Raw genomic sequence first — 24,370 nt, forward strand, 5'->3', positions numbered from 1 at the left:
GAAAATTATAGATAAAAAAATCCTCTTCAGAAGAGGATTTTTTTATGAGAACTGAGTAACGTTTTTCAAATTATCTGGGAAATAAAGCTCAGATAAATTGGTAAACTCATCTCCGCGCATAAAAATATTAATATCAACATCGGCAAAAGATGTTTTTCCGGCCGCAGCCAAAAGTTCATTTGCAGCATGAAGTGTATTTTTATGGAAGTGAAAAACTCTTTCAGATTTATCTGTAACAACCAAACCTTTCATCAGCATTTTATTTTGCGTAGCCACACCAGTAGGACATTCGTTATTATGGCAGCGAAGCGCTTGGATACAGCCTAAAGAAAACATAAATCCTCTCGCGCTGTTGCACATATCTGCTCCCAATGCAATGGCGTGTAAAATAGAATAGCCAGAAATGATTTTCCCACTTCCGATAATGCGCATTTTATCACGAATTCCTAAACGGACTAAAGTTTTATTAACGAAAATTAAGGCAGGTTCAAAAGGCATTCCGACACCATCTGCAAATTCAAGTGGAGCAGCTCCAGTTCCTCCTTCGGCTCCGTCAACAGTTATGAAATCTGGATAAATGTCTTCGGCAATCATTTCCTGGCAAATGGCTTCAAATTCGGCAGTATTTCCAATACACAATTTAAATCCAATTGGTTTTCCGTTAGATAGATCACGCAATTGTTTTATAAAATGAATCAATCCTTTTGCATCAGAAAAAGCATGATGTCCAGGAGGAGAAAGAATCATAGTATGTGGCTGTACACCCCTAATTTTTGCAATCTGTTCCGTATTTTTTGCAGCTGGCAAAACACCTCCATGACCTGGTTTTGCACCTTGCGAAAGTTTAATTTCAATCATTTTTACATTCGGAAGATTAGCCTTTGCAGAGAAATTTTCAGGACTGAAATTTCCTTCTGCATCGCGGCATCCAAAATATCCCGTACCAATCTGCCAAGTAATATCTCCGCCTCCTTCTAAATGATAATCGGTTAATCCTCCTTCTCCTGTGTTTTGGTAGAAATTTCCTTTTTTAGCACCAATATTAATAGCACGAACGGCGTTTTCGCTTAATGATCCAAAACTCATTGCCGAAACATTAAACAAAGAAGCAGAATAAGGCTGTTTGCAATCTTTTCCGCCAACTAATACGCGAGGAAGTTCTTCATTTACTTTTGCTGGAAAAATAGAGTGTTTTATTCCTTCGTAATTTTCGGTATTCAAATTTAATTGTGTTCCAAAAGGCGTATTCGAATCAATATTTTTTGCTCTTTGATAGACTAATGAACGCTGATTTCTAGAAAAAGGTTTTCCGTCTGTAGATCTTTCAATAAAATACTGCTGAATTTCAGGCGCAATCATTTCAAACAAATACCTAAAATAACCCAAAACAGGGAAGTTTCGTAAAATAGCATGTTTCTTTTGCGAAGCATTATAAACTCCAACAATCAATAAAAGCGGAATAATAAAAACAAGTAAATAACCGCGTCCAGTTTGATAATAAATTGCGGCAACAATTAGAAACAATAAGAATCCGTAAATAAAGAATTTTTTTCTCATGTTTTTAAAAAATTAAAATAGGTAATAAATGTAATCTTAGTTGAATCTCAAACGCACATAAACATGTTTGATTCCTTTTTTGTCCGATTCTCTTTCATCAATTTCCAGAATATCGGTCAATGATTTAAGCATTGGCGTTAGTTTAGGATAGCCATAATTTCGAGGATCGAATTCAGGTTTTTTCTTCACAATCAGATTTCCAACATCTCCTAAAAATGCCCATCCATCATCATCTTCAATGTCTGTAATAGTATCTTCTATAAGTTCAATAGTTTGTTTGTCTATTTTGTGCAATGCTTTATCAGAAGGTTTCTCTACCGGTTTTTTAGTATCTGCAGCTTTTGGTTTTTTCTTTTGAATAGCTCCGTCTAATACCTCAATATAAATAAATCGGTCGCAGGCAACAATAAACGAATTTGGTGTTTTCTTTTCTCCAATACCAATTACCTTCATACCCGATTCGCGAAGTCTTACAGCAAGTCTGGTAAAATCGCTATCACTAGAAACAATGCAGAATCCGTCCAATTTGCCAGAATAAAGCAAATCCATGGCATCAATGATTAAAGCAGAATCTGACGAATTTTTTCCAACGGTATAACTATATTGCTGAATAGGAGTAATGGCATGTTCTAATAAAACGCCTTTCCAGCCATTTGCATTTGGTTTTGTCCAGTCGGCATAAATCCTTTTTGTGGTTGGCGTTCCTAATTTGGCAATTTCTTCCATCATGCCTTTTACATTGCTGTACGGCACATTGTCTGCATCAATAAGAACTGCCAGTTTTAAATCTTTTGAATTGCTTAAAGGCATTATTTTAATATTTAAAATTAAATACTCTCAAAGTTAAAATTAAAATTGGTTTTTATAAGAATTGAATGGTGAATAAGTGTTTTTATCAGCACTAATTAGTTTCATTATAAATAATATTCGATACTTCTAAAATTAATTAAAGATAAATTTGTCTTTTATGCAAAAGCTCCATATCTTTGCTGAGAACAATTAAAGAAATATGTTTTCAAAAGCGTGTGAATACGGAATAAGGGCCTCAATATTTATTGCAACCAAATCTTCAAAAGGGATTAGGGTTGGCATAAAAGATGTGGCAAAAGAAATCGATTCTCCAGAACCATTTACCGCTAAGATTATGCAGATTTTAACCAAAAATGGTATTATACATTCTGCAAAAGGAGTAGGAGGCGGTTTTGAAGTTTCTCCAGAAGCATCAAAATCTATAAGATTAATTCAGATTGTCGATGCGATAGACGGAAATAAAATTTACAGCGGTTGTGGTATTGGCTTAAAAGAATGTTCAGAACAGCATCCGTGTCCTGTTCATCACGAATTTAAGAAAATACGGGGTCTGCTTTTAGAAATGCTGACTAAAACGACTTTAGAACAACTCGCCTCAGACGTAAAATCGGGTGATTTCTTTTTAAAAACATTAAATATTAACGATTAACATTAAATAAATTATCTTAAAAAATGAATGCAAAAACCAAAATTTCACTATTAATCCTAATGGGATTTTTAACAATAACTTCTTGCGGTAAAAAAGAAACAGCTCCAGCAGATCAAACTGAGGCAACTGAAACATCGACTGAAGGTGAGGCGGCTCCTACGGCTGTAGCAACTGAAGAAAATGTATTAGTTATCGAAGGAAACGATCAGATGCAGTTTAGCACAAACGAATTAAAAGCTGTTGCAGGAAAACCAATCAAATTGACTTTGAAACACGTTGGTAAAATCCCTAAAGAAGCAATGGGACATAATTTAGTAATTTTACAAGAAGGAACAGATCAAGCCAATTTTGCTCTAAAAGCAAATGACGCTAAAGCCACTGATTACATTCCAGAATCTGAAAAAGCTTCGATTATTGCTCATACTAAATTGTTAGGCGGTGGAGAAGAAGATACAATTGAATTTACAATCGATAAAAAAGGATCTTATCCGTTTGTTTGCTCTTTCCCTGGCCATGTCGCTATGATGAAAGGGGTATTAATTGTTGAATAATAAAATATAAAAATAAATACCACAGACTCCAATGCAAAAATTGGAGTTTTTTTTAAAATCAATAAAAGATAAAAATGTCTTTTATTTCAAATTCCCTCAAGGAAATGAAAAGAGAAAAAAAACTATGGCTAGTGTTTGCACTGGTGATGAGCATTTCGTTTGCAGTGCTCGGATATTATGGTTACGAAATTTATCAGCAGGCACCACCTGTTCCTAAAGAAATAGTAACCGATTCAGGAAAAGTTGTTTTCAGCGAAAGCGAAATCAAAGACGGACAAAATATCTGGCAAAGTATAGGAGGCCAGGAAGTGGGATCTATCTGGGGACACGGCGCCTATGTGGCTCCAGACTGGACCGCAGATTGGCTGCACAGAGAAGCGGTTTTTATACTGGATATTTATGCGAAAAAGGATTTTAATAAAAAGTATGATGAATTGGATGCCGAAAAACAATCGGCTTTAAAAATTCGGTTACAGCAGGATGTAAGAACCAATCGTTACAATGCCGAAACGGGAATTCTTACGATCTCTGAAAACCGTTTGGCGGCGATTGAATATTTAAGCGAATATTATAAAGGTCTTTTTACGAATGATCCGCAATTTGATAAACTCAGAAGCGAATATGCAATTCCGAAAAACTCTATTACAGATGTAGAAAGAATGCATAAAATGAATGCCTTTTTCTTCTGGGCGACTTGGGCAACGGTTACGAATCGTCCTGATGGAGATATTTCATACACACACAATTGGCCGTCAGATGAGTTGGTTGGAAATGTAGCAACAACAGAACTTTTGGCTTGGTCTGGAGTAAGTATTATTTTATTGATTTTGAGTGTTGGAATCTTAGTTTTCTATCATGCAAAATCGGGTGAAGAAGAAGAATTTCCGCTGCCAAAAGAAGATCCGATTATAAAACAAGGCAAAACTAAATCGATGGGATTAGTGACCAAATATTTCTGGATTGTAAGTTTATTGATGGTTCTGCAAATGATTTTCGGAATTATAACGGCGCATTATGGAGTTGAAGGAAATGGTTTGTATGGAATTCCAATTGATAAAATTCTGCCTTATGCCGTAACGCGTACATGGCACACACAATTGGCTATTTTCTGGATCGCAACAGCATGGTTGGCAACAGGATTGTATATCGCTCCGGCAGTTTCGGGAAAAGATCCTAAATTCCAGTGTTTTGGTATTAACTTCTTGTTCATTGCTTTATTGATTATTGTTTTAGGTTCAATGGTAGGGCAATGGTTTGGAGTTATGCAGAAACTGAATTTAGTTCAAAATTTCTGGTTTGGACATCAAGGTTACGAATATGTTGATTTAGGACGCTTCTGGCAGATTTTCCTTTTAGTTGGGCTGTTTCTATGGCTGGCTTTAATGATTCGCCCGTTGCTTCCAGTTTTAAAGAAAAAAACAGAAGAAAAAAACCTAATCATTTTGTTCTTGGTTTCTTGTACTGCAATTGCAATGTTTTACGGAGCTGGATTGATGTGGGGAAGACAAACCAATTTGGCTATTGCTGAGTATTGGAGATGGTGGGTTGTCCATCTATGGGTTGAAGGTTTCTTCGAAGTATTTGCAACTGTTGTAATTGCCTTTTTATTTGTTCGCTTAGGATTATTAAAAACGAAAACGGCAACTTTAAATGTACTGTTTGCCACGATTATTTTCATGGCTGGAGGAATTTTAGGAACATTTCATCACCTGTATTTCTCTGGAACACCAACTGCAATTATGGCTTTAGGAGCAACTTTTAGTGCTTTAGAAGTAGTTCCGTTGACGTTAATTGGATTTGAAGCATATCAAAACTATAAATTATCAAAATCAACAAAATGGATAGCCGATTATAAATGGCCAATTTATTTTATGATTTCAGTAGCCTTCTGGAATTTCCTTGGAGCAGGAATCTTCGGATTCATTATTAATCCGCCAATTGCATTGTATTATGTGCAAGGTCTAAACACAACGCCTTTACACGGACATACGGCTTTGTTTGGAGTTTACGGAATGTTAGGAATTGGTCTGGTGTTATTTGTACTAAGAAGTTTGTATCGAAATGTACGTTGGAACACGAAGCTTTTAAGCATCACATTTTGGTCTTTAAATATTGGATTATTTCTGATGGCAATTTTGAGTCTTCTCCCAATTGGAGTTTGGCAAGCAATCGAGAGCATTAATCACGGAATGTGGTACGCTCGTTCATCAGAATTAATGCAACAACCAGCGATGATTACGTTAAAATGGCTTCGTGCTATTGGAGATTCCATTTTTGGAATTGGATTCATTACTATGGCCTGGTTTGTATTTGAACTCACATTAAAAAACAAAAAATAAAACACAAAACTTAAAAAATGATTATCATGGAAAATTTAAAAAACAAAACAATTGGATCATTTGTAGCTGAAGATTTTAGAACTGCTGCAGTATTCTCAAAATATAGAATCGATTTTTGCTGTAAAGGAAATCGAACTGTTAGCGAAGTCTGTGAAAAACAAAATATTGACGCAGATGTATTATTAGAAAATGTTCTTCAGGTTGCACAATCAGAAAATAACGGAAGTATCGATTTTAATTCATGGCCTTTGGATTTATTGGCAGATTATATCGAAAAAACGCATCATCGTTATGTAGAAGAAAAAACAAATGTTTTGCTTCCGTTTTTAGATAAATTATGCAAAGTTCACGGAGCAAATCATCAGGAATTATTCAGAATTAATGAATTGTTTATTGGTTGTGCAGGTGAATTGTCTCAGCACATGAAAAAAGAAGAATTGGTTTTATTTCCATTTGTGAAACGAATGGTGAAAACGAAAGAATCTGATGGAATTTTATCACAACCCTCTTTCGGAACGGTTTCAAACCCGATCGCGATGATGATGCACGAGCATGATAATGAAGGAGAGCGTTTTAGAGAAATTGCTGAACTTACCAATAATTACACTCCACCGGCAGATGCATGTACGACGTACAGAGTAACTTTTGCAATGCTAAAAGAATTTGAAGAAGATTTGCATAAACACATTCATTTAGAGAATAATATTTTATTCCCAAAAGCTGTTCTTTTGGAGAAAGACTTTGTTGAAGTAGAATAAAGGTTAATTTTATTTTTTTGCCACGAATTCACGAATCATACCATCTTTATTAATTGAAAATCATTTTAATTTCACGAATTTTAATTTATGAAATTGGATTAAAATTAAAAAAGACAATGTAATTCGTGAATTCGTGGCTTAAAAAATCATTGGTTACGTTTGCACAGATAAAATGCACGTTATGAATTCTCAAAAAAGCTGGATACTTTGCTGTTTTTTTAATTTTCTGATTGCTTGTTTTTTCGGATTATTAATGCGGTTTATGTATCTCTTTCCGTTAGATTTTCTAAACTACAGCTTTCTGCTTCATGCACATTCGCATGTAGCTATGTTAGGCTGGGTTTATTTGATCATTTATGTTTTGATTGTTCATTTTTTTATTCCAAAAGAAAAAAGTCAGAAACCGATTTATAATCGTTTATTTTGGCTGACAGAGTTTTCAGTAATCGGAATGATGATTGCTTTTCCTATTCAAGGATATGCTTTGTTTTCGATTGTTTTTTCGACTCTGCATATTTTGCTGAGCTATGTTTTTTGCCGTTTAGTTTGGAAAGATTGTTCCAAAGACAAATCACCATCACAAAGACTTTTATTTGTTTCTATTCTTTTTATGATTTTATCTACTTGCGGCGTCTGGTGTCTTGGTCCAGCTGTAAGCACGTTAGGAAAACAAAGCGCTTTTTATCAAATTGCTATTCAGTTTTTTCTTCATTTTCAGTTTAATGGCTGGTTTATTTTAGCAATTTTGGCTTTGTTTTTAAAACAATTTAAAAATAAAATTGATGAGGTAAAATTTAAAAAGTTTTACTTTTTGATGGTCATTTCTACGCTATTAACCGTCTGCTTTCCAGTTCGCTGGTTTGTCGAAAATGATATTTTGAGCTATATCAATTGTTTGGGAGTTTTAATTCAATTGGGAGCTTTTATTTATTTCTATAAAATGCTAAAATCTCAAATTAGCACTTTCAGAAGTTCTTTAGATAAAACAACTAAATTGGTTTATGATTTAGCTTTAGCTTCCTTGTTTTTGAAAGTCGGAATCCAATTACTGACTATTTTTCCTAATTTGGCAGAAGTGTCCCATCAAATCAGAAATTTTGTAATTGGTTTTATTCATTTAACGACTTTAGGAATCATAACTGGATTTTTGTTTGGGATTTTACTTCAGAATAAAATGCTTTCTTCCAATTCTTCGGCATTAAAAATAGGAGTAAAGATTTTTATTTTGGGATATATTTTGACTGAAGTTTTATTGTTTTTGCAAGGCTTGTTTTTCTTTTTTGGAGGAGGAAGTATTTCAGGATATTTTCAGAGTATTTTGATATTCAGTATTCTTTTGGTTTTGGGTTTAACTTTAATGATGGTTTCTATAATAAAATTGAAATTTGACAATTTAGAAAAAGCAACAGATTAAGAAAAAAGTCCCAAATGGAAGATATATTTATAGAAAAATAAGATAGTAGATAGAGAAGCTCCAGCGGAGCGACATATATAGAATCCTATTGGGGATATAATTTTGCTAACGTGATAAATAGGTCGCTCCGCTGGAGCTTTAAAATGTGTAATGTTTCTATAAATATTGCGCTTCTCCGAAGCTTAATTGAACTCCATTATAAATAAAAAAAACAAGAGCCGATTTTATTATAAACCTGCTCTTGTTCTTACTAATTAACCTATTTAAAATATCTATATTTTCCCTGCTTCCTGATTTATGGTTTCAATTGTCTTTTCATTATTTACACCCAAACCTTCCTGCTGAAATACCAATTCTCCTTCTGGATTGAAAACGCTGATAATGTTAGAGTGTGAAAAATCTATTGGAGATATTTTTTTGTAATTAACAGCTAAAACCGCTGCAAATTCACGAGTATTTTCTTCAGATGAACGAAGGAAAATCCAAGGATCTTGATTCATTTTATTGTCAATGGCAAACTTCTTTAATCTTTCTGGAGTATCTGTTTTAGGATCGATACTTACCAAAATCAGTTTTACGTGTTGTTTTGTATTGGTATTCAGTTTAGATTCAATATCTCGCATATCGGCTACTAATCTAGGGCAGGCTGCTTTACAGCTGGTGTAAATCATTACCATAACCAAGACATTTCCTCTAAGCGATTTCAATTCAATATCTTTTCCGTCCTGCGTTGTCCATTTAGATGGAAGATTGTAAATCGATAAATCACTAACTTCCTTATTTGTTTCTGATTTGTTTTCTTTTTTATCTGCTTCTTTACAGCTGTAAAAGGAGAAAAGAACAAGAAAAGCAATTATTATTTTTTTCATTTTAACTAAATTAAATTTTTGGTTTTGTTGTGCTGGCGCATCTAAATCCTAGATTTCGTGTTGAATATTGTGCTTTCAAACTTCCTCTGAAGGCGTAACGCATAAAAGCTGCATAATCCATTAAATCAGATGCATTTACAGAAGCGCCTCCGCAAAAGAGGTTTTTATCATTGCTTTTATCTTTTCTTGATTCTCCCGATAAAAAAATGCTATTAAAATCAGATGTCCATTCCCAAACTAAACCGTGCATGTCATAAACTCCCCAATAATTTTTGAAAGTTTTTCCAATCTCATTTTCGTACGTTCTCGATTTCTCGTACCAAGATAAAATGTATTCGTTGAATTCTTTTTTGGTTCGTGCGTCTATTTTTTTGGTATCTGCCATTGCCACATATTCCCATTCATCCATTGTTGGCAAGCGTTTGCCTTGGCATTCGCAGTACTTTTTTGCTGCAAACCAAGAAACACTCGTTACGGGTGATTTTGGTTTTGCATTTCTATAATCAAAATCAGCTGACCAATAAGACAAATAGCTTTTATCGGCAAAAATTCCTTTAATTTTTGATTTTTGATAAGATGGATTTTTTTTGACAAATTCTAAAAATTCAACATTTGTAACGGGATAAATGTCAATATAAAAAGATTTTACAGCAACAGGTTTTTGAGAAACAGCTCCATAAAGAGGGACATAAGATCCCTCTTTTATGAAAGCCATTCCTTTTTCCTGAGCTTTCATGACACTAAGTGCAGAGAAAAAGAGAATAGTAAGTATGAAAATGTATTTTTTCATGCTAGAGTTTTGCTGTTATCTTAAAGCTTTTACCATTTCTGGAGTAACTTCTGTTTTATTATTTCCCCAGCTGTTATAAATGTAGGTAAGCACATTGGCGATTTCATCATCAGATAAATTCTGAGCAGGCATTATGTTGTTGTATTTTTTACCGTTAACTGTTATTTCTCCAGTTAAACCATGTAAAATTGTTTTAATAGCGCGTTTAGAATCGGCATTTAAATAATCTGATTTTGCCAAAGGAGGGAAAGTGCTTGGAATTCCTTGCCCTTCAGATTGGTGACATGCAAAACATGTTGTTCCAAAAATTTCTTTACCAATTTTAACTTTCTCTTCAACAGTACGTTTTGTGATTGTTGCTTTTGCAGCTGCAGTTTCCGGCATTTTTTGGATTGTTCCGCCTTCAGGCAAATAAATACCTTCTTGGATAGTTCCCGAGTAAATGTTTTTATTTTCTTTTCCTTCTACTTTTAGCATTCCTAAAGCACCTTTATTGAATGCTCTGAAAATAGAGTGGTCAACCAAAATAAAAGTTCCTGGAGTTTCTACTTTAAAATCTACAATTGCAGCGCCACCAGCAGGAATTAAAGTTGTCTGAACATTTTTATTTACTGTGCTTCCTCCTTCAACGTGCACATTATCGAATATTTCGCCAATTACGTGGAAAGAAGAAACTAGATTTGGCCCACCGTTTCCAACAAATAAACGAACAGTTTCGCCTACTTTTGCTGTTAATTCATTTCCATTTGTTAAGGAACCTACTTTTCCATTAAATACAACATAATCAGGAGTTTCTTTTACCGCTTTATTCATGTCAAATGGCTGAAGGCCTTTTGCTCCGTATTCACCTTGAGTGTAAAAATCACCCTGCATCACGTAGTACTCTTTATCTACAGGAGGAAGTCCGCCTTCTGGTTCAACCAAAATCAATCCGTACATACCATTTGCAATGTGCATACCTACAGGAGCAGTTGCGCAGTGATACACATATAAGCCAGGATTTAAAACTTTAAAGCTAAAGACTTTTTCGTGTCCAGGAGCTACCAAAGAAGAAGTTGCCCCACCACCCGGACCAGTTACAGCATGTAGGTCAATATTATGAGGAAGTTTGTTGTCAGGATGGTTTTTTAAATGAAATTCAACTTCATCGCCAACACGAGTTCTGATGAAACTTCCTGGAACCGAACCTCCAAATGTCCAATAAGTATATTTAACGCCATCGGTCATTGTACCTTCTTGTTCTTTAATTTCCATGTTTAATTTCAGCTTCATTGCCGTTCTGTTGCCAACTGGTTTTGGAACATGAGGAGGTGAAGTTAACTCAGCATTCATCTCGCCTTCGGTCATAATATCAGCATAATTTTTAGCTTCGTCCTTTTTACAACTGCCTAAGAGAAAAATCATCAAAAATGAACATAGCAACTTGTTCATTTGAGTCCAAATTTTGTTATTCGTTTTCATAATTACTTGGTTTTGTTTTCGTTTAAATATGAATCAAATATAAAGGACTAAATTGTCTTTTATTATGATAAAAATCATGTTTAAAAGATAATTCGAAAGCATTTTTTAGAGAATTGCGCTATTGGATTGTTAAGGTAAATCTGATAAAAGCAAATCTGTTGATTATTTTTTAATAAAAATAATTGAGGCTCTTCATTTTAAATTAATAATGATTATTTTTGCTCGCTGATTACGTAAAAAAAATTACTACAATATATTATGGTAAAAGATTTATTCGAAAGAATTCAGGACAATAAAGGACCTTTAGGAAAATGGGCTTCTCAAGCAGAAGGTTATTATGTTTTCCCAAAGTTAGAAGGAGAGTTGGGTCCTAGAATGCAATTTCACGGAAAAAATATTTTAAACTGGAGTTTAAATGATTATTTAGGTTTAGCTAATCATCCAGAGGTTCGTAAAGCAGATACAGATGCAGCAATTCAATTTGGTGCAGCTTATCCTATGGGAGCTCGTATGATGTCTGGACACACTACTTACCACGAACAATTAGAAAATGAATTGGCAGAATTCGTTATGAAAGAATCTGCTTATTTATTGAATTTTGGTTACCAAGGAATGGTATCTATTATTGATGCTTTGGTTACTAAAAATGACATTATTGTTTACGATGTTGATTCACATGCTTGTATTATTGATGGTGTTCGTTTGCACATGGGTAAGCGTTTTACATACAAACACAATGATTTGGAAAGTATGGAGAAAAACTTGCAGCGTGCTACTAAAATGGCAGAAGAAACAGGCGGAGGTATTTTATTTATTACTGAAGGTGTTTTCGGAATGCGCGGACAGCAAGGAAAATTAAAAGAAATTGCTGAATTAAAGAAAAAATACAATTTCAGATTATTAGTAGATGACGCTCACGGTTTTGGTACTTTAGGTAAAACTGGTGCTGGAGCAGGTGAAGAGCAAGGAGTTCAAGATCAGATTGATGTTTACTTCTCTACTTTTGCAAAATCTATGGCTAATATTGGTGCTTTCGTAGCAGCTGATAAAACAGTTATCGATTATTTAAAATACAACTTACGTTCTCAAATGTTTGCTAAAGCATTGCCAATGATCCAGACTATTGGTTCTTTGAAACGTTTAGAGTTGTTGCGTCAGTCTTCTGCGATTAAAGATAAACTTTGGGAAAATGTAAATGCATTGCAAAGTGGTCTTAAAGAAAAAGGATTTAATATTGGGGATACTAATACTTGTATTACACCGGTTTATTTAGAAGGAAGTATTCCTGAAGCAATGGTAATGGTAAATGATTTAAGAGAAAATTATGGTATTTTCCTTTCTATCGTTGTTTATCCAGTTATCCCGAAAGGAATTATCTTATTGAGAATGATTCCTACAGCTTCTCATACATTAGCTGATATTGATGAAACGTTAACTGCTTTTGAAGCAATTAGAGAGAAATTAGTTAACGGAACTTATAAAGAAATTGCAGAGCGTACAACTGTTGACGTTTCGTAAATTAATATAAATAAATTCTCTTAAGTGGGAATTATGTAAAAAAAATCCATTTGTTCTACGAATGGATTTTTTTTTATTGAGGTAACTTTATATCATAATCACAAAATAAAAATAAGAATTATGAAAAAGGTATTAATAATCTCAGCAGTTATTTTCGCCCTTTTTGTTTCCTGTAAAAAAGAGACAACAACGGCACCAGAAATTACACCAAGTGCTCCAAAAGAAGCAGAAATTGTAGAACCATCAGGTAAACAATGTTACAGTTATTCAGGTAATGACAACTTTGTCGATTTAAGTTTCAACGTAAACTCACATCAGGAAGTAAACGGAACATTGAGCTACAATTATACCGGAAAAGACAAAAATGAAGGAATTCTGGTAGGAAATATGAAAGGAGATACACTTATTGCAGAATATACGTTTACATCTGAAGGTATTTCTTCTGTACGCGAAGTGGCTTTTTTGAATAGAGATGCTACTTTTATTGAAGGATACGGAGAAACTGTAGAAGCAAATGATAAAATTACTTTTAAAGATAAATCTAAATTAAAATTTGATCAGAAAAATGTACTTACAAAAGTAGATTGTAAAGACTAATTTGAATACTTTTTAATGCTAAAAATCCATTCGTTTGGGGGCGAATGGATTTTTTTATGTTTTATAAAATAATGAATTATGAATTATGAATTATGAATTATGAATTATATTTTTTCTATAATACTGAACACTAAAAACTGACCACTGATTACTAAAACTTAAAGATTCTTCAAATAAGTCTTTCTCTGACAGTGAATAGTAGGATCAAAGTTTTTCCAAAGCAAATGAATTGCATTGTTTTCTAATAACTCAGGAGTTCTAATACAAGTCTGAATTCCTTTAGCCGAAAACGTTTTGTAATATTCATCAAAAATAATTGCTGTTACACCTTTATTTTGATAATCTGGATGAATACCTATCAAGTAAAAAACAACATCTTTACTGTGTTTTTTTGCTTTTAATAATTGAAGAAATCCAAATGGGAATAATTTTCCTTTTATTTTTTGTAAAGCTTCAACAAAACTTGGCATTACGATGCTGAATGCTACTAAATTATCATCTTTATCAACAACAAATTTGATGTATTCTGGATTGATAAAACTGATGTATTTCTTTTTAAAATATTCTTTTTGAACATCAGAAATAGCTACAAACGAAGCTAGTTTTTCGTAAGATTCATTAAACAAATCAAACATTTTGTCTACGTGAGGCATAATGTCTTTTGTTTTGGTAAAATTAAGCGCTTTTAGTCCATAACGCTTTTTGATTAGCTCTTGTGCTTTCTGAAAGAATTCTGGTTTTACATTCGAAAAAGGAAATATACTTTCAATATATTGTTTTTCTACCTGAAACCCTAATTGTTCCAAATGCGTTACATAATACGGATGATTGTACCATGTAATCATGGTTCCGATTTGGTCATATCCTTCAGTAAGAACCCCAACCTTATCAAGATTAGAAAATCCCATTGGGCCTTCAGCATGTTCCAAATTGTGTTTTCTTCCCAATTCAAAAACTTTTTCAAGTAATGCTTTTGTAACTTCAATATCATCAATTACATCAAACCACCCAAAACGTACTTTTCTCTTATGCTGATTGTTAACTTCAGACCAATTGATAATGGCAGTAATTCGGCCAACAATTTTATTGTCTCTGTAAGCTAAATAAAAGTAAGCTTCGGCATTGTCAAAAGCAGGATTTTTAGTTTTATCAAAAGATTCCAATTCATCTGAAATGATTGGCGGCACCCAATACGGATTATCCTTGTATAAAGAAAAAGGAAATTTGATATATTCGGTTAATTCTTTTTTGCTTTTGGCTTCTTTAATTGTGATCATTAAGATGGTATTGAGAGTCCATAGTGGCTCTGGTTATTCAGTTTATTCGTATTTAGCTTTACGCTTTCGTTCTTTTTCTTGATAGTCAACTGCTTTTTCATTGTCAGGATTCTTTTTTGCTCTTGCGGCTGCTTTATCTTCCACAACCTTCTCTTTGTACCATCCGTCATAACGCCATGATACACCCACACCGCCATACAAAACAGAAGGGGTGTTTTTGAAATTGGTACTTATAGAAGCATCAACCTGCATGTTTGAAGAAAGAAGAAAAGCAGCTCCTCCGCGAAGAATTGAATCGCTATAGAAATCGCTTTTATATCCTTGATTTTCAATAAAGCCAGACCATCTGTCATTAAATCCGTGCGTCAAAGTTAATACATATCCGTAACTTGGATAGTCAGTTCCAATATAATCTGCAATAATATTAGTTACAAAAACCCAAGCTCCGCCTCCTAATAGATTTTGTGTAATAAGCGAAACTTTAGGAGATATAGCGCCATCAGGAGAAAAATAATAGGGATTTTCAGCTCCAACAAAATTAGCACCCGCAAAAACAGAAACAGCTGGAATAAGTTCTCTCCATTGAAAATTACGATTGGCTTTATAGCTATAGATGTTTACTTCTCTTTTATAATTTTTGTACGGATCGTAAATAAGGTATTTGGCTCCTAAAACCGTTTGTCTAAAATTATTCTTTTTGTAGCTGGTGTACGGAGTGTCAAAATTCTCCGTTTGATACTGTAAATCAGCGATAAATTCTAATTGTTCTAGAAAAGCTCCGTATCTAATTGTTAAATCTGTACCAAATCCGCTGGCATCGTAGTCTAATAAATCGTGTTTTTCTTTAATTCCATAAACACCAAATTCGGCTTGAATAACAGATTTTCCAACGGCGTAGGCAGACATTGTTTCACCTGGACGATTTGAGTTTATGACGTCAGTATATTGCGCAAAAAACAGTTGTGGAATAAAAAAAAGTACTGGGGCTAGTAAGTTTTTAATTTTGAACATATAATTTTTTTTGGGTTGAAAAATAATAACGCATTTCAAATGTACATATTTTATTATTTATTTAAGATTCATATTTTATTTTTAAGCAACGGATTTATTAATTTTGAAAAAAAATATATAGTTATGCAAGAAGCATCTTTTTCAGGTTTTATTAAAACCATCATGTGGGTTATAGCTTTTTATTACATTTTTAAATTTTTAGCTAAAATCTTTTTGCCTGTCTTGGTTAAAAAGGCAGTAGAAAATGCGAGTGAAAATTTTCAAAGACAGCAGCAGCAATATAATCAAGGCAATACATATCAGAACAATCGCAATACCAATAATAATGATGAAATAATCATTAATACTGCTAATGCTAAGAACCCGCGCGAAACCAAAAAAGTGGGAGAGTATGTTGATTACGAAGAAATAGATTAGATTTGTGTCCTGAAAATTTAGGATTCATTTTAACCCAAACCAGCCAAAATTGAAAATAGTAAATAAGTTCTATCCGCATGCCCTTGCTATCTTGGGCTTTATTTTTGTTTCATTAATTTATTTTTATCCAGTTCTTCAAGGAAAACAAATTTTCCAGTCTGATATTGCGCAATACACCGGAATGGCAAAAGAGCAAAATGACTTTAGAGCTGTAGAAAATGCAGAACCTTATTGGACAAACTCGGCCTTTGGTGGTATGCCGACGTATCAGCTTGGAGCAAATTATCCGAACGATTTTATAGGTAAAGTCGATGATGTTTTGCGTTTTCTTCCGCGTCCTGCAGATTACTTATTTTTATATTTCCTTGGTTTTTATGGTTTATTGTTGGTTCTAAAAACAGATCCGCTTAAAGCTTTTATCGGCTCGATTGCGTTTGGTTTTTCAACTTATATGATTATTATTCTAGGCGTTGGTCATAATGCCAAAGCACATGCTATTGCGTATATGCCTTTGGTAATTGCTGGATTTATACTCGTCTTTCAGAAGAAATACATTAAAGGAGGACTCCTCACCATGTTTGCAGTGGCATTAGAAATTAGTGCCAATCACTTCCAGATGACCTATTATTTATTGATTTTCTTATTGATACTTTCAGGTTATTATGTTTTTAATTTTATTAAAGAAAAAGATTTTAGAGGCCTTTTAATTTCTTGTGGAGTTTTACTAGTTGCAGGAATTTTTGCTTTAGGTGCGAATGCTGGTAATTTAATGGCAACGCAAGAATATGCTAAATATAGTATTAGAGATAAAAGCGAGCTGACTTTTAATCCAGACGGATCTAAAAATGAAACTACTGCTTCTATGACGACAGAGTATATTACAGAGTATAGTTATGGAATTGCAGAAAGTTTGAATTTAATTGCTCCAAGAATTTTTGGAGGTTCAAGTCACGAAAATGTAGGTACAGATAGCCGTATGTATGCCTTTATGGTTGAGCAGGGAGTTCCTGCATCTCAGGCTCAAGATTTTGTTTCTGGAATGCCAACCTATTGGGGAGACCAACCTATTGTATCGGCGCCAGCTTATATTGGGGCTGTGGTTTTCTTTTTAGCAGTTTTAGCTTTATTTATTGACGATAGAAAAATTAAATATGTTTTCCTAGCTGGTGCACTTTTCACTTTAGTGCTTTCTTGGGGAAAAAATTTCTCTTTATTGACCAACTTTTTTATTGAATATGTTCCTCTTTACGATAAATTTAGAGCTGTTTCATCCATTCAGGTAATTCTAGAATTATGTTTTCCTGTTTTGGCTGTTATGGGATTACAGGCATTTTTTAAAGCAAAAGACGAACCGAAATTACAGCAGAAAGCATTAGTGCAAACCGGAGTTTTTGGTTTAGGAGTATTGGTTATTTTATTAATAGCTAAAAGCTTCTTCCATTTTACAGGAGCAAGTGATCAATATTTCTTAGAAAGCTACGGGCCAGGTTTTGTTGACGCTTTAAAAGAAGACAGAATGACGATGTATTATGCAGATATATTAAGATCTGGATTTTTAATCGTCGTTACTTTTGTTGTACTTTGGATGTTTGTTAAAAACAAATTCTCTCAAACTACAACTTTAATCGTTATCGGAATTGTAATGATTTTTGATTTGTTTTTTGTAGATAAAAAATATGTTTCTGCAAAAGATTTTGTGAGTCCGGTTCAGATTGCAGCGCCTTTCCAAGAAACACCAGCCGATTCTCAAATTTTAAAAGATACTTCAGTTTACCGTGTATTTGATCTTCAGGGGCAGTTGCAAGGAAGATCTTCTTATTTTCATAAAACAATTGGAGGTTATAGTGCTGTAAGACCTAGAAGAATGCAGCAATTGTACGATTATCAAATTGCTAAAAATAATCTAGAAATACTTAATATGTTGAATGTTAAGTATGTAATTCAGGTAGACAGTACAGGTAATCAAATACCGACTGTTAATCCAGAGGCGAATGGAAATGCTTGGTTTGTGGAGTCTGTAAAACTGGTAAATAAACCAGATGATGTAATGAAAGCCTTGAATACTTTGGATACTAAAAAAGTAGCGGTATTTAATGTTCATGAACATGAAAATAAATTTCAAAATGCGAGATTAAAGAAACCTTTAGATACTACAGGAACGATTAAGGTTGTTACTTATAAGCCAAATTACATTAAATACAAATCTGATAAAGAAAATGATGGTTTAGCTGTTTTCTCTGAAATGTATTATAAAAATGGTTGGAATGCTTATATAGACGGCAAATTAACAGATCATTTTCCTGTTGATTATGTTCTTAGAGCAATGGAAGTTCCTGCAGGAAAACATACGATTGAATTTAAATTTGAACCTCAGATTATCAAAACTGGTGGTGCAATTACTTTAATAAGTTCAATTGGGATGTTGTTGCTTTTGGCTGTTGGAATTTATTTTGAGAGCAGAAGAGCTAAAAAAGAGTAATTGCGATATAATTTGTAAATTATGTATTCGTAAATCGTTTCGTATCTTTGTTTTAGATTATTTTAAAAAATTAAGTGATGAAGAATGTTATGTTAAATTTTGGCTCTCCAAAAGAATTGGAAGCCAGAAGAATTGCTGAAATTAAGTCACTTTCTTATTTGGAAAGATTGGAAAGGTTAATGACCATCATTGAAGTTTCGTATAAATTGAAAAGTGCAAAAATAATCCAATCTAAAAAACGATGAATGAGCAGTTAATTGCTATTTGGAATAGTTTTTTTGAAAACAAGGTTAAGTATATAACTATTGGAGGATTTGCTGTAAATATTTATGGTTATAATAGAAGTACTGGTGACATTGATATTTATTTAGAAGACACTATCGAAAACAGGCTTAATTTAAGAAAGGCATTAAAATCTATAAACTTAGGGGATTTTGAGACCATTGAAACAATGCAGTTTATTCCTGGTTGGACAGATTTTACATTAAGTTATGGTTTAAGGCTAGATATTATGACTGCTGTAAAAGGTTTAGAAGATAAATCTTTTTCTTCTTTACTAGATGATGCTACGATAGTAATGATTGATGGAACTCCTGTTTATTTTATTGATTACGAAAACTTAATAATTGCTAAAAAAGCCTCTAATCGGCCGAAAGATATTTTGGATATTGAAGAATTAGAAAAAGTAAATAACGAAAACGAAGAAAAAGCTAATTAAATTTAAGCAGCTTAAAGAATTAATTATAAAATTGGAACAAAAAAAACTTTTAATAATCACCTATTATTTTCCACCTGCGGGTGGGCCGGGTGTACAGCGTTGGCTGAAATTTGTCAAATATTTACCAGAATTTGATGTACAGCCTATAGTTTATGTTCCAGAAAATCCAACCTATCCAATTGTTGATGAAGGATTGGTTAGCGAAATATCAGATCAAGTAATTGTTCTAAAAAATAAAATTTGGGAGCCTTACCAATTGGCTTCTGTTTTTTCGAAAAATAAAACTAAGAAAATCAGTTCTGGGATTTTTCCGCAAAAGAAAAAACAAACTTTTCTGGATAAAACATTTCTGTGGGTTCGCGGTAATCTTTTTATTCCAGATGCTCGTGTATTTTGGGTAAAACCTTCTGTTTCTTATTTAGAAAAATATATTAAGGAGAATAACATTGATACGATTGTAACTTCTGGACCGCCGCATAGCCTTCATTTAATTGGTTTAGAATTACAGCAAAAATTGAAAGTGAAATGGTTTGCCGATTTTCGCGATCCTTGGACAACAATCGGCTATCATAAAGCACTTCGATTATCTTCTTATGCGGAGAAAAAACATAAAAATCTAGAGCATAAAGTGCTTAATTCTGCTGATGAAATTATTGTAACTAGTAAAACAACTAAAACCGAATTTGAAGCGATTACCAATAAGCCAATTACGGTAATTACAAATGGCTACGATGTAGAAACGGTTGAAAAACAAAATTTGGATACCAAATTCACTTTAGCTCATATTGGTTCTTTCCTGTCAGACAGAAACCCGCCATTTTTATGGGAAGTTTTGGTTGAATTGCTGAAAGAAGTTCCAGAATTTAAATCTCATTTAGAAATTAAATTAATTGGAGCCGTAAGTCAGGAAGTTTTAGATGCAATACAAGAGCATCAATTAAATGACTATTTAAATTTAGTAGGTTACGTTTCTCATAAAGAAGCCGTTGCGCATCAAAGAAAATCTCAGGTTTTACTTTTAATCGAGATTAATTCTGAAGATACGAAAAGCATTATCCCAGGGAAATTGTTTGAATATATGGTTTCAAATCGTCCGATAATTGCCATCGGCCCACAAGGATCTGACTTTGCCGATATCGTTACGCAGACCAATACAGGAGTATTTTTTGATTATTCTGAAAAAGCGAAGTTAAAAAGTGTAATTTTGGACTTTTTTAATCAGTTTTTGGAAGGGAAACTGCAATCGCACGGAATTGGTTTACAGCAATATTCCAGAAAAAACCTAACCAAACAATTAGCACAGCTGATTAAACAATAATCATTAAAATTCAAATACAATCTAAACTCAAGAAATGGGTATTGTCTTAAATCAGTCTTTTAAAAATACTATAATTACATACATTGGTTTTGGTATCGGAGCCATAAATACTTTATATCTTTATCCCGTTTTTCTTGGGGCAACTTATTACGCTTTAACAAATTACATTACTTCGGCGGCAAATGTGATCATGCCTTTGTTTGCTATCGGAATGCAAAATACGCTCGTAAAATTTTATTCTCAATATAAAACAGAAGAAGAAAGAGAGCAGTTTTTGTCTTTTACAGCTTTGTTTCCTATTTTAATGTGTATTCCGTTAGGACTTATCGGAGTCTTCTTCTATGACGACATTACCGATTTTGTTTCTAAAGAAAATCCGATTGTGCGTGAATTTATGCTCTTGATTCCTTTTATCGGAATCTGCATGGCTTATTTTGAAATTTTTTATGCATGGGCGAGGGTACACATGCATTCTGTTTTTGGGAATTTTATTAAGGAAGTTGGTTTAAGATTACTTTCAACTTTTGCTTTAATAGCCTTGTATTTCAATTGGATAAGTTTGGTTCAATTTGTTTATGTGACTGCAGCTATTTATTTCTTAGCTTTTATTGTAACGATGTTTTACGCATTTTACATCAAAAAGCCTAATTTTCAAATTTCGATTCCTGAAAATGTAAAAAGTGTAATGGAATATACTTTCTACATCATACTATCAGGAAGTGTGGCAAATTTACTTTTAGATGGCGATAAACTGATTCTGAATCAGTACATGAAAATCGAAAACATCGCATATTACTCTGTTGCGACTTATATTGCTTTGGTAATTTCAGTGCCAAGTCGAGCTATGCATCAGATTGTGTACCCAATTACAGCTAAATTAATGCATGATAACCAATACGAAGAATTAAATCAGCTTTATAAAAAGACTTCGATCAACCTGCAAATTGTAGGCGGATTTGTAATGCTTTGTATTTTTGTCAACATTAACCAATTATACGAATTAGTTCCTAAAGAATACAGTGGAGGAATATCGGTTGTATTTATGATTGGTCTTTCTAAATATTTTGATTTGATTTTAGGAAATAATAATGCAATAATTTTCAATACAAAATATTACCGAATGGTTTTGTATTTAGGTTTGATGCTGGTGGTTTTGACCGTGATTTTAAATTTAATTTTTATTCCTATCTGGGGAATTTTTGGTTCTGCATTTGCAACACTTTTATCTATTACGTTATATAGTTTGGCAAAACTATTATTTGTAGTGAAGAAACTTCATTTATACCCTTTTACAAAACAGACAATTCATTCCATATTGTTGACTTTTGTATTGTTTCTGCTGTTTTATTTTTGGGAATTTCCGTTTTTCCAGTTAATAAGTATTGCCTTAAAATCGATTTTGGTAACGATATTGTATGTTTATCTGAATTATAAATTTAAAATTTCATCAGACATCAATAATGTTATCGATTCTATCTTTAAGAAATTAGGTTTTAGAATTTGATCTGATTTTTCTGTAAAAAAGAAAATAATTTAAAAAACGTAGCATTTTTGTTTTTATATTTGTTAGAAAGGATAACTAACTTATTTCTAGTTGAATATGAAAACAAAAGTACTTGCGTTATTAGCTTTCTTTTTTGTTTTATTTTCTTTTTCCGTATCTGCCCAAGCCCCCAGTTTGAGCAAGACCGATGTAGAAATTTCGACAGTAAAACTCAAAGGTTATCCTGTAAAGCCTTTCAAAGATACACTCTTTTTGGTTTATCATAAAGTTGGTTCTTTTTCTGCAAAAGAACGGGCCGAATATATCACCAATAAAATCAAAAGACTTTATAATGAATCTTTCTTTGAAAAAGATTCGATTAAAATTATTCCATCAGATGTCGCGATGGACATTGTCTATCAAAATGATTTAGTTATCATGTCTGTTTTTGATTCAGACGCAAAAGCAGAAAACAGCACTATGGACAAAGTTGCTAAAAGAAATTTGGCTAAGATTAAAAATGCTATCCTTTATCAGAATGAGAATTATTCACAATTGCCCAAACGAATAGGGTATACTGCATTGCTGGTTGTTATAATTGGACTGATTCTGTTTTTGGTTGGGAAGCTTTTTAATCTTATTAGAAATTATATTGTCAAAAATAAAGACCGATATTTTAAAGGATTTAATTATAATGCAATCAAGATATTATCTCCAGAAAGACAATTGATTTTGTTTCTCCGCTTTTTTGGTTTTATAAAATTAGTGACGCTTATTTTAATAGTTTATCTATCGCTTCCTGTTTTATTTAGCATATTTCCAGCTACTAAAGCTTACACTACAATGCTGCTTAAATGGATATTGACGCCGGCCAAATCTGCCTTAATGGGGTTTATTGGGTTTTTGCCAAGTTTGTTCACGATTATTGTAATTGTTTTTATTTTTAAATATTCGATCAAAATAATTAAGTTTTTCTTTGATGAAATAAAATCAGAAAACATAAAAATTGACGGATTCTACAGCGATTGGGCATTGCCAACATTCAACATAATAAGATTGTTGATGTATGCTTTTATGCTGGTAATTATTTTTCCGTACCTGCCTGGTTCAGATTCTCCTATTTTTAAAGGAGTTTCGGTGTTTGTTGGAGTTTTATTTTCACTAGGTTCTTCAAATGCTATTGCCAATATGGTGGCAGGTTTGGTTATTACTTATATGCGACCGTTTAAAATTGGTGATTATATAAAAATTGGAGATGTAAGTGGCGAAGTAATAGAAAAAACAGCATTGGTTACAAGAATCAGAACACCAAAATTTGAAGATATTACGATTCCGAATGCTACGGTTTTGTCTAGCACTTCTACTAATTATTCGGCAAACACAAAACATTCCACAAACGGATTGCTTATTCATACCACAGTGACCATTGGATATGATGTGCCGTGGGCATCTATTCACGAAGCATTGATCAAAGCCGCTTTAAAAACAGAAATGATAGAAAAAGAACCTAAGCCGTTTGTATTGCAGACCAGTTTGGAAGATTTTTATGTTTCGTACCAAATTAATGTGTACACTAAAGAACCAACTAAACAGCCGAGAATTTATTCCTCATTGCATCAAAACATTCAAGATTCTTTTTTTGAAGCCGGAATAGAAATCATGTCTCCACACTACAGTGCTTTCAGAGACGGAAGTGCAATTGCAATTCCGCCAGAATACCTCAAAAAGGAATAGTAGAGTGGTAGTTTTCAGTGCAAATATAAAGGTTAAATAATTGAAAACTAGTTATTAAAAAATAAACTTTAACACCTGAATATTTTGTAATTAATCGAATAAAAATTAACTTTATACTAAAGGTTTAGCACTACTTTGAAGAAATTGCAGAATTATTTGTAACAAACTCCCTACTTACAAGTATTTTTTACATTTGAAGGTAAGGTGTTTTTCAAGAATAGTTTGTGAAATAAAATGGATTAATGGTAGATTAAATTATTATGAAAAACAATCATCTCAGCCAGGAACAAAGCATGCAAGTATTTTCTAATATGATTTCAAACAAAGTTCATAATGGATTTACTTTAGAAGAAAGAAATGATGAATTGCTTTTCGCGGTCTTATCTAAAGGAGGAAAAGTGGTTAATCACGGTTTGAATTTTACGATTTTTTGTTTAACTCTGGGTTTATGGTCATTTGCTTGGCTATATCTAACCTTTGAAGCTTCAAAACAAAAAAAGATTTTAGTAGCTATTGACGAAGATGGTCTTCCGTTTGAAGAAAGATGCTTAGTAGCTTAATTTTTAGCTACAAATTTAATAAGGTTCTAAACTACTAAGTTTTTACAAACTAGTATTTTA

General features: G+C 33.0%; 22 protein-coding genes. 15 read left to right on the top strand and 7 right to left on the bottom strand.

Going from position 1 to position 24,370, the window contains the following annotated elements:
• Window positions 1–42 precede the first annotated feature (42 nt).
• Both EG814_RS04425 and EG814_RS04430 read right to left on the bottom strand, forming a co-directional pair.
• Window positions 43–1,557, bottom strand: coding sequence for an FMN-binding glutamate synthase family protein (locus EG814_RS04425; protein WP_125719329.1), 1,515 nt, complete (start codon window positions 1,555–1,557; stop codon window positions 43–45).
• A gap of 36 nt (window positions 1,558–1,593) precedes the next feature.
• Window positions 1,594–2,367 carry an NYN domain-containing protein gene (locus EG814_RS04430; RefSeq protein WP_125719331.1) on the bottom strand — a complete coding sequence of 258 codons (774 nt, stop codon included), beginning with the start codon at window positions 2,365–2,367 and terminating at the stop codon, window positions 1,594–1,596.
• 199 nt (window positions 2,368–2,566) lie between these two features.
• Here EG814_RS04430 and EG814_RS04435 point away from each other — a divergent pair, with 199 nt between their 5' ends.
• From EG814_RS04435 to EG814_RS04455, 5 genes are all read left to right on the top strand, one after another.
• Window positions 2,567–3,016 (top strand): RrF2 family transcriptional regulator, encoded by a 450-nt coding sequence (locus tag EG814_RS04435; RefSeq protein ID WP_125719333.1) that lies wholly within the window; start codon window positions 2,567–2,569, stop codon window positions 3,014–3,016.
• 23 nt (window positions 3,017–3,039) lie between these two features.
• On the top strand, window positions 3,040–3,567 hold the full coding sequence (azu, locus tag EG814_RS04440) for an azurin (RefSeq protein ID WP_125719335.1): 528 nt from the start codon (window positions 3,040–3,042) through the stop codon (window positions 3,565–3,567).
• A gap of 104 nt (window positions 3,568–3,671) precedes the next feature.
• Entirely contained in the window at window positions 3,672–5,906 is a 2,235-nt protein-coding gene (locus tag EG814_RS04445) for a nitric-oxide reductase large subunit (protein ID WP_125719337.1), read from the top strand.
• Window positions 5,907–5,932: 26 nt separating this feature from the next.
• Window positions 5,933–6,664: an iron-sulfur cluster repair di-iron protein gene (ric, locus tag EG814_RS04450; protein ID WP_125719339.1), complete on the top strand. Its 732-nt coding sequence runs from the start codon at window positions 5,933–5,935 to the stop codon at window positions 6,662–6,664.
• Window positions 6,665–6,845: 181 nt separating this feature from the next.
• The gene (locus tag EG814_RS04455) at window positions 6,846–8,078 is read left to right on the top strand and encodes a hypothetical protein (RefSeq protein ID WP_125719341.1); all 1,233 of its coding nucleotides are present in this window, start codon (window positions 6,846–6,848) and stop codon (window positions 8,076–8,078) included.
• Window positions 8,079–8,350: 272 nt separating this feature from the next.
• Here EG814_RS04455 and EG814_RS04460 read toward each other — a convergent pair whose 3' ends face one another.
• Genes EG814_RS04460 through nirK form a run of 3 tightly spaced genes read right to left on the bottom strand, consistent with a single transcriptional unit; the run spans window position 8,351 to window position 11,168 of the window.
• Entirely contained in the window at window positions 8,351–8,947 is a 597-nt protein-coding gene (locus tag EG814_RS04460; protein ID WP_125719343.1) for an SCO family protein, read from the bottom strand.
• 10 nt (window positions 8,948–8,957) lie between these two features.
• Complete coding sequence (locus EG814_RS04465; protein ID WP_125719345.1) at window positions 8,958–9,737, bottom strand: formylglycine-generating enzyme family protein; 780 nt, start codon at window positions 9,735–9,737, stop codon at window positions 8,958–8,960.
• Between the two features lie 15 nt (window positions 9,738–9,752).
• On the bottom strand, window positions 9,753–11,168 hold the full coding sequence (nirK, locus tag EG814_RS04470) for a copper-containing nitrite reductase (RefSeq protein ID WP_394343506.1): 1,416 nt from the start codon (window positions 11,166–11,168) through the stop codon (window positions 9,753–9,755).
• A 288-nt stretch (window positions 11,169–11,456) separates the two neighbouring features.
• Here nirK and EG814_RS04475 point away from each other — a divergent pair, with 288 nt between their 5' ends.
• Window positions 11,457–12,716, top strand: coding sequence for an aminotransferase class I/II-fold pyridoxal phosphate-dependent enzyme (locus EG814_RS04475; RefSeq protein ID WP_125719348.1), 1,260 nt, complete (start codon window positions 11,457–11,459; stop codon window positions 12,714–12,716).
• A gap of 120 nt (window positions 12,717–12,836) precedes the next feature.
• Complete coding sequence (locus tag EG814_RS04480) at window positions 12,837–13,313, top strand: hypothetical protein (protein ID WP_125719351.1); 477 nt, start codon at window positions 12,837–12,839, stop codon at window positions 13,311–13,313.
• A 158-nt stretch (window positions 13,314–13,471) separates the two neighbouring features.
• Here EG814_RS04480 and EG814_RS04485 read toward each other — a convergent pair whose 3' ends face one another.
• Entirely contained in the window at window positions 13,472–14,590 is a 1,119-nt protein-coding gene (locus EG814_RS04485; RefSeq protein WP_125719353.1) for a GTP cyclohydrolase, read from the bottom strand.
• Window positions 14,591–14,632: 42 nt separating this feature from the next.
• The gene (locus tag EG814_RS04490) at window positions 14,633–15,601 is read right to left on the bottom strand and encodes a transporter (RefSeq protein ID WP_125719355.1); all 969 of its coding nucleotides are present in this window, start codon (window positions 15,599–15,601) and stop codon (window positions 14,633–14,635) included.
• A 123-nt stretch (window positions 15,602–15,724) separates the two neighbouring features.
• Here EG814_RS04490 and EG814_RS04495 point away from each other — a divergent pair, with 123 nt between their 5' ends.
• The 8 genes from EG814_RS04495 (at window position 15,725) to EG814_RS04525 (ending at window position 24,310) form a co-directional block, all read left to right on the top strand.
• Window positions 15,725–16,018 (top strand): DUF4834 family protein, encoded by a 294-nt coding sequence (locus EG814_RS04495; RefSeq protein ID WP_125719357.1) that lies wholly within the window; start codon window positions 15,725–15,727, stop codon window positions 16,016–16,018.
• A gap of 49 nt (window positions 16,019–16,067) precedes the next feature.
• Window positions 16,068–18,497, top strand: a complete 2,430-nt coding sequence (locus EG814_RS04500) for a YfhO family protein (RefSeq protein ID WP_125719359.1) — start codon at window positions 16,068–16,070, stop codon at window positions 18,495–18,497.
• Window positions 18,498–18,574: 77 nt separating this feature from the next.
• Window positions 18,575–18,742: a hypothetical protein gene (locus EG814_RS20950; protein ID WP_164515273.1), complete on the top strand. Its 168-nt coding sequence runs from the start codon at window positions 18,575–18,577 to the stop codon at window positions 18,740–18,742.
• Window positions 18,739–19,215 (top strand): nucleotidyltransferase, encoded by a 477-nt coding sequence (locus EG814_RS04505; protein ID WP_125719361.1) that lies wholly within the window; start codon window positions 18,739–18,741, stop codon window positions 19,213–19,215. The genes EG814_RS20950 and EG814_RS04505 overlap by 4 nt, the downstream gene beginning before the upstream one ends.
• 31 nt (window positions 19,216–19,246) lie before the next feature.
• Window positions 19,247–20,533, top strand: a complete 1,287-nt coding sequence (locus EG814_RS04510) for a glycosyltransferase family 4 protein (protein ID WP_125719363.1) — start codon at window positions 19,247–19,249, stop codon at window positions 20,531–20,533.
• Window positions 20,534–20,567: 34 nt separating this feature from the next.
• Window positions 20,568–22,037, top strand: coding sequence for an oligosaccharide flippase family protein (locus tag EG814_RS04515; protein ID WP_125719365.1), 1,470 nt, complete (start codon window positions 20,568–20,570; stop codon window positions 22,035–22,037).
• Between the two features lie 174 nt (window positions 22,038–22,211).
• On the top strand, window positions 22,212–23,750 hold the full coding sequence (locus tag EG814_RS04520; protein ID WP_235830906.1) for a mechanosensitive ion channel family protein: 1,539 nt from the start codon (window positions 22,212–22,214) through the stop codon (window positions 23,748–23,750).
• A 260-nt stretch (window positions 23,751–24,010) separates the two neighbouring features.
• Window positions 24,011–24,310 carry a hypothetical protein gene (locus EG814_RS04525; RefSeq protein ID WP_125719369.1) on the top strand — a complete coding sequence of 100 codons (300 nt, stop codon included), beginning with the start codon at window positions 24,011–24,013 and terminating at the stop codon, window positions 24,308–24,310.
• Window positions 24,311–24,370 lie beyond the last annotated feature (60 nt).

Origin of the sequence: Flavobacterium ustbae (assembly GCF_003946915.1) — a bacterium.
GTDB classification, from domain to species: domain Bacteria; phylum Bacteroidota; class Bacteroidia; order Flavobacteriales; family Flavobacteriaceae; genus Flavobacterium; species Flavobacterium ustbae.

Bases quoted from the DNA above. Each gene is read 5' to 3' on its own strand.
- EG814_RS04425 (WP_125719329.1), bottom strand. From the start codon at position 1,557: ATGAGAAAAAAATTCTTTATTTACGGATTCTTATTGTTTCTAATTGTT.
- EG814_RS04430 (WP_125719331.1), bottom strand. From the start codon at position 2,367: ATGCCTTTAAGCAATTCAAAAGATTTAAAACTGGCAGTTCTTATTGAT.
- EG814_RS04435 (WP_125719333.1), top strand. From the start codon at position 2,567: ATGTTTTCAAAAGCGTGTGAATACGGAATAAGGGCCTCAATATTTATT.
- azu (WP_125719335.1), top strand. From the start codon at position 3,040: ATGAATGCAAAAACCAAAATTTCACTATTAATCCTAATGGGATTTTTA.
- EG814_RS04445 (WP_125719337.1), top strand. From the start codon at position 3,672: ATGAAAAGAGAAAAAAAACTATGGCTAGTGTTTGCACTGGTGATGAGC.
- ric (WP_125719339.1), top strand. From the start codon at position 5,933: ATGGAAAATTTAAAAAACAAAACAATTGGATCATTTGTAGCTGAAGAT.
- EG814_RS04455 (WP_125719341.1), top strand. From the start codon at position 6,846: ATGAATTCTCAAAAAAGCTGGATACTTTGCTGTTTTTTTAATTTTCTG.
- EG814_RS04460 (WP_125719343.1), bottom strand. From the start codon at position 8,947: ATGAAAAAAATAATAATTGCTTTTCTTGTTCTTTTCTCCTTTTACAGC.
- EG814_RS04465 (WP_125719345.1), bottom strand. From the start codon at position 9,737: ATGAAAAAATACATTTTCATACTTACTATTCTCTTTTTCTCTGCACTT.
- nirK (WP_394343506.1), bottom strand. From the start codon at position 11,168: ATGAACAAGTTGCTATGTTCATTTTTGATGATTTTTCTCTTAGGCAGT.
- EG814_RS04475 (WP_125719348.1), top strand. From the start codon at position 11,457: ATGGTAAAAGATTTATTCGAAAGAATTCAGGACAATAAAGGACCTTTA.
- EG814_RS04480 (WP_125719351.1), top strand. From the start codon at position 12,837: ATGAAAAAGGTATTAATAATCTCAGCAGTTATTTTCGCCCTTTTTGTT.
- EG814_RS04485 (WP_125719353.1), bottom strand. From the start codon at position 14,590: ATGATCACAATTAAAGAAGCCAAAAGCAAAAAAGAATTAACCGAATAT.
- EG814_RS04490 (WP_125719355.1), bottom strand. From the start codon at position 15,601: ATGTTCAAAATTAAAAACTTACTAGCCCCAGTACTTTTTTTTATTCCA.
- EG814_RS04495 (WP_125719357.1), top strand. From the start codon at position 15,725: ATGCAAGAAGCATCTTTTTCAGGTTTTATTAAAACCATCATGTGGGTT.
- EG814_RS20950 (WP_164515273.1), top strand. From the start codon at position 18,575: ATGAAGAATGTTATGTTAAATTTTGGCTCTCCAAAAGAATTGGAAGCC.
- EG814_RS04505 (WP_125719361.1), top strand. From the start codon at position 18,739: ATGAATGAGCAGTTAATTGCTATTTGGAATAGTTTTTTTGAAAACAAG.
- EG814_RS04515 (WP_125719365.1), top strand. From the start codon at position 20,568: ATGGGTATTGTCTTAAATCAGTCTTTTAAAAATACTATAATTACATAC.
- EG814_RS04525 (WP_125719369.1), top strand. From the start codon at position 24,011: ATGAAAAACAATCATCTCAGCCAGGAACAAAGCATGCAAGTATTTTCT.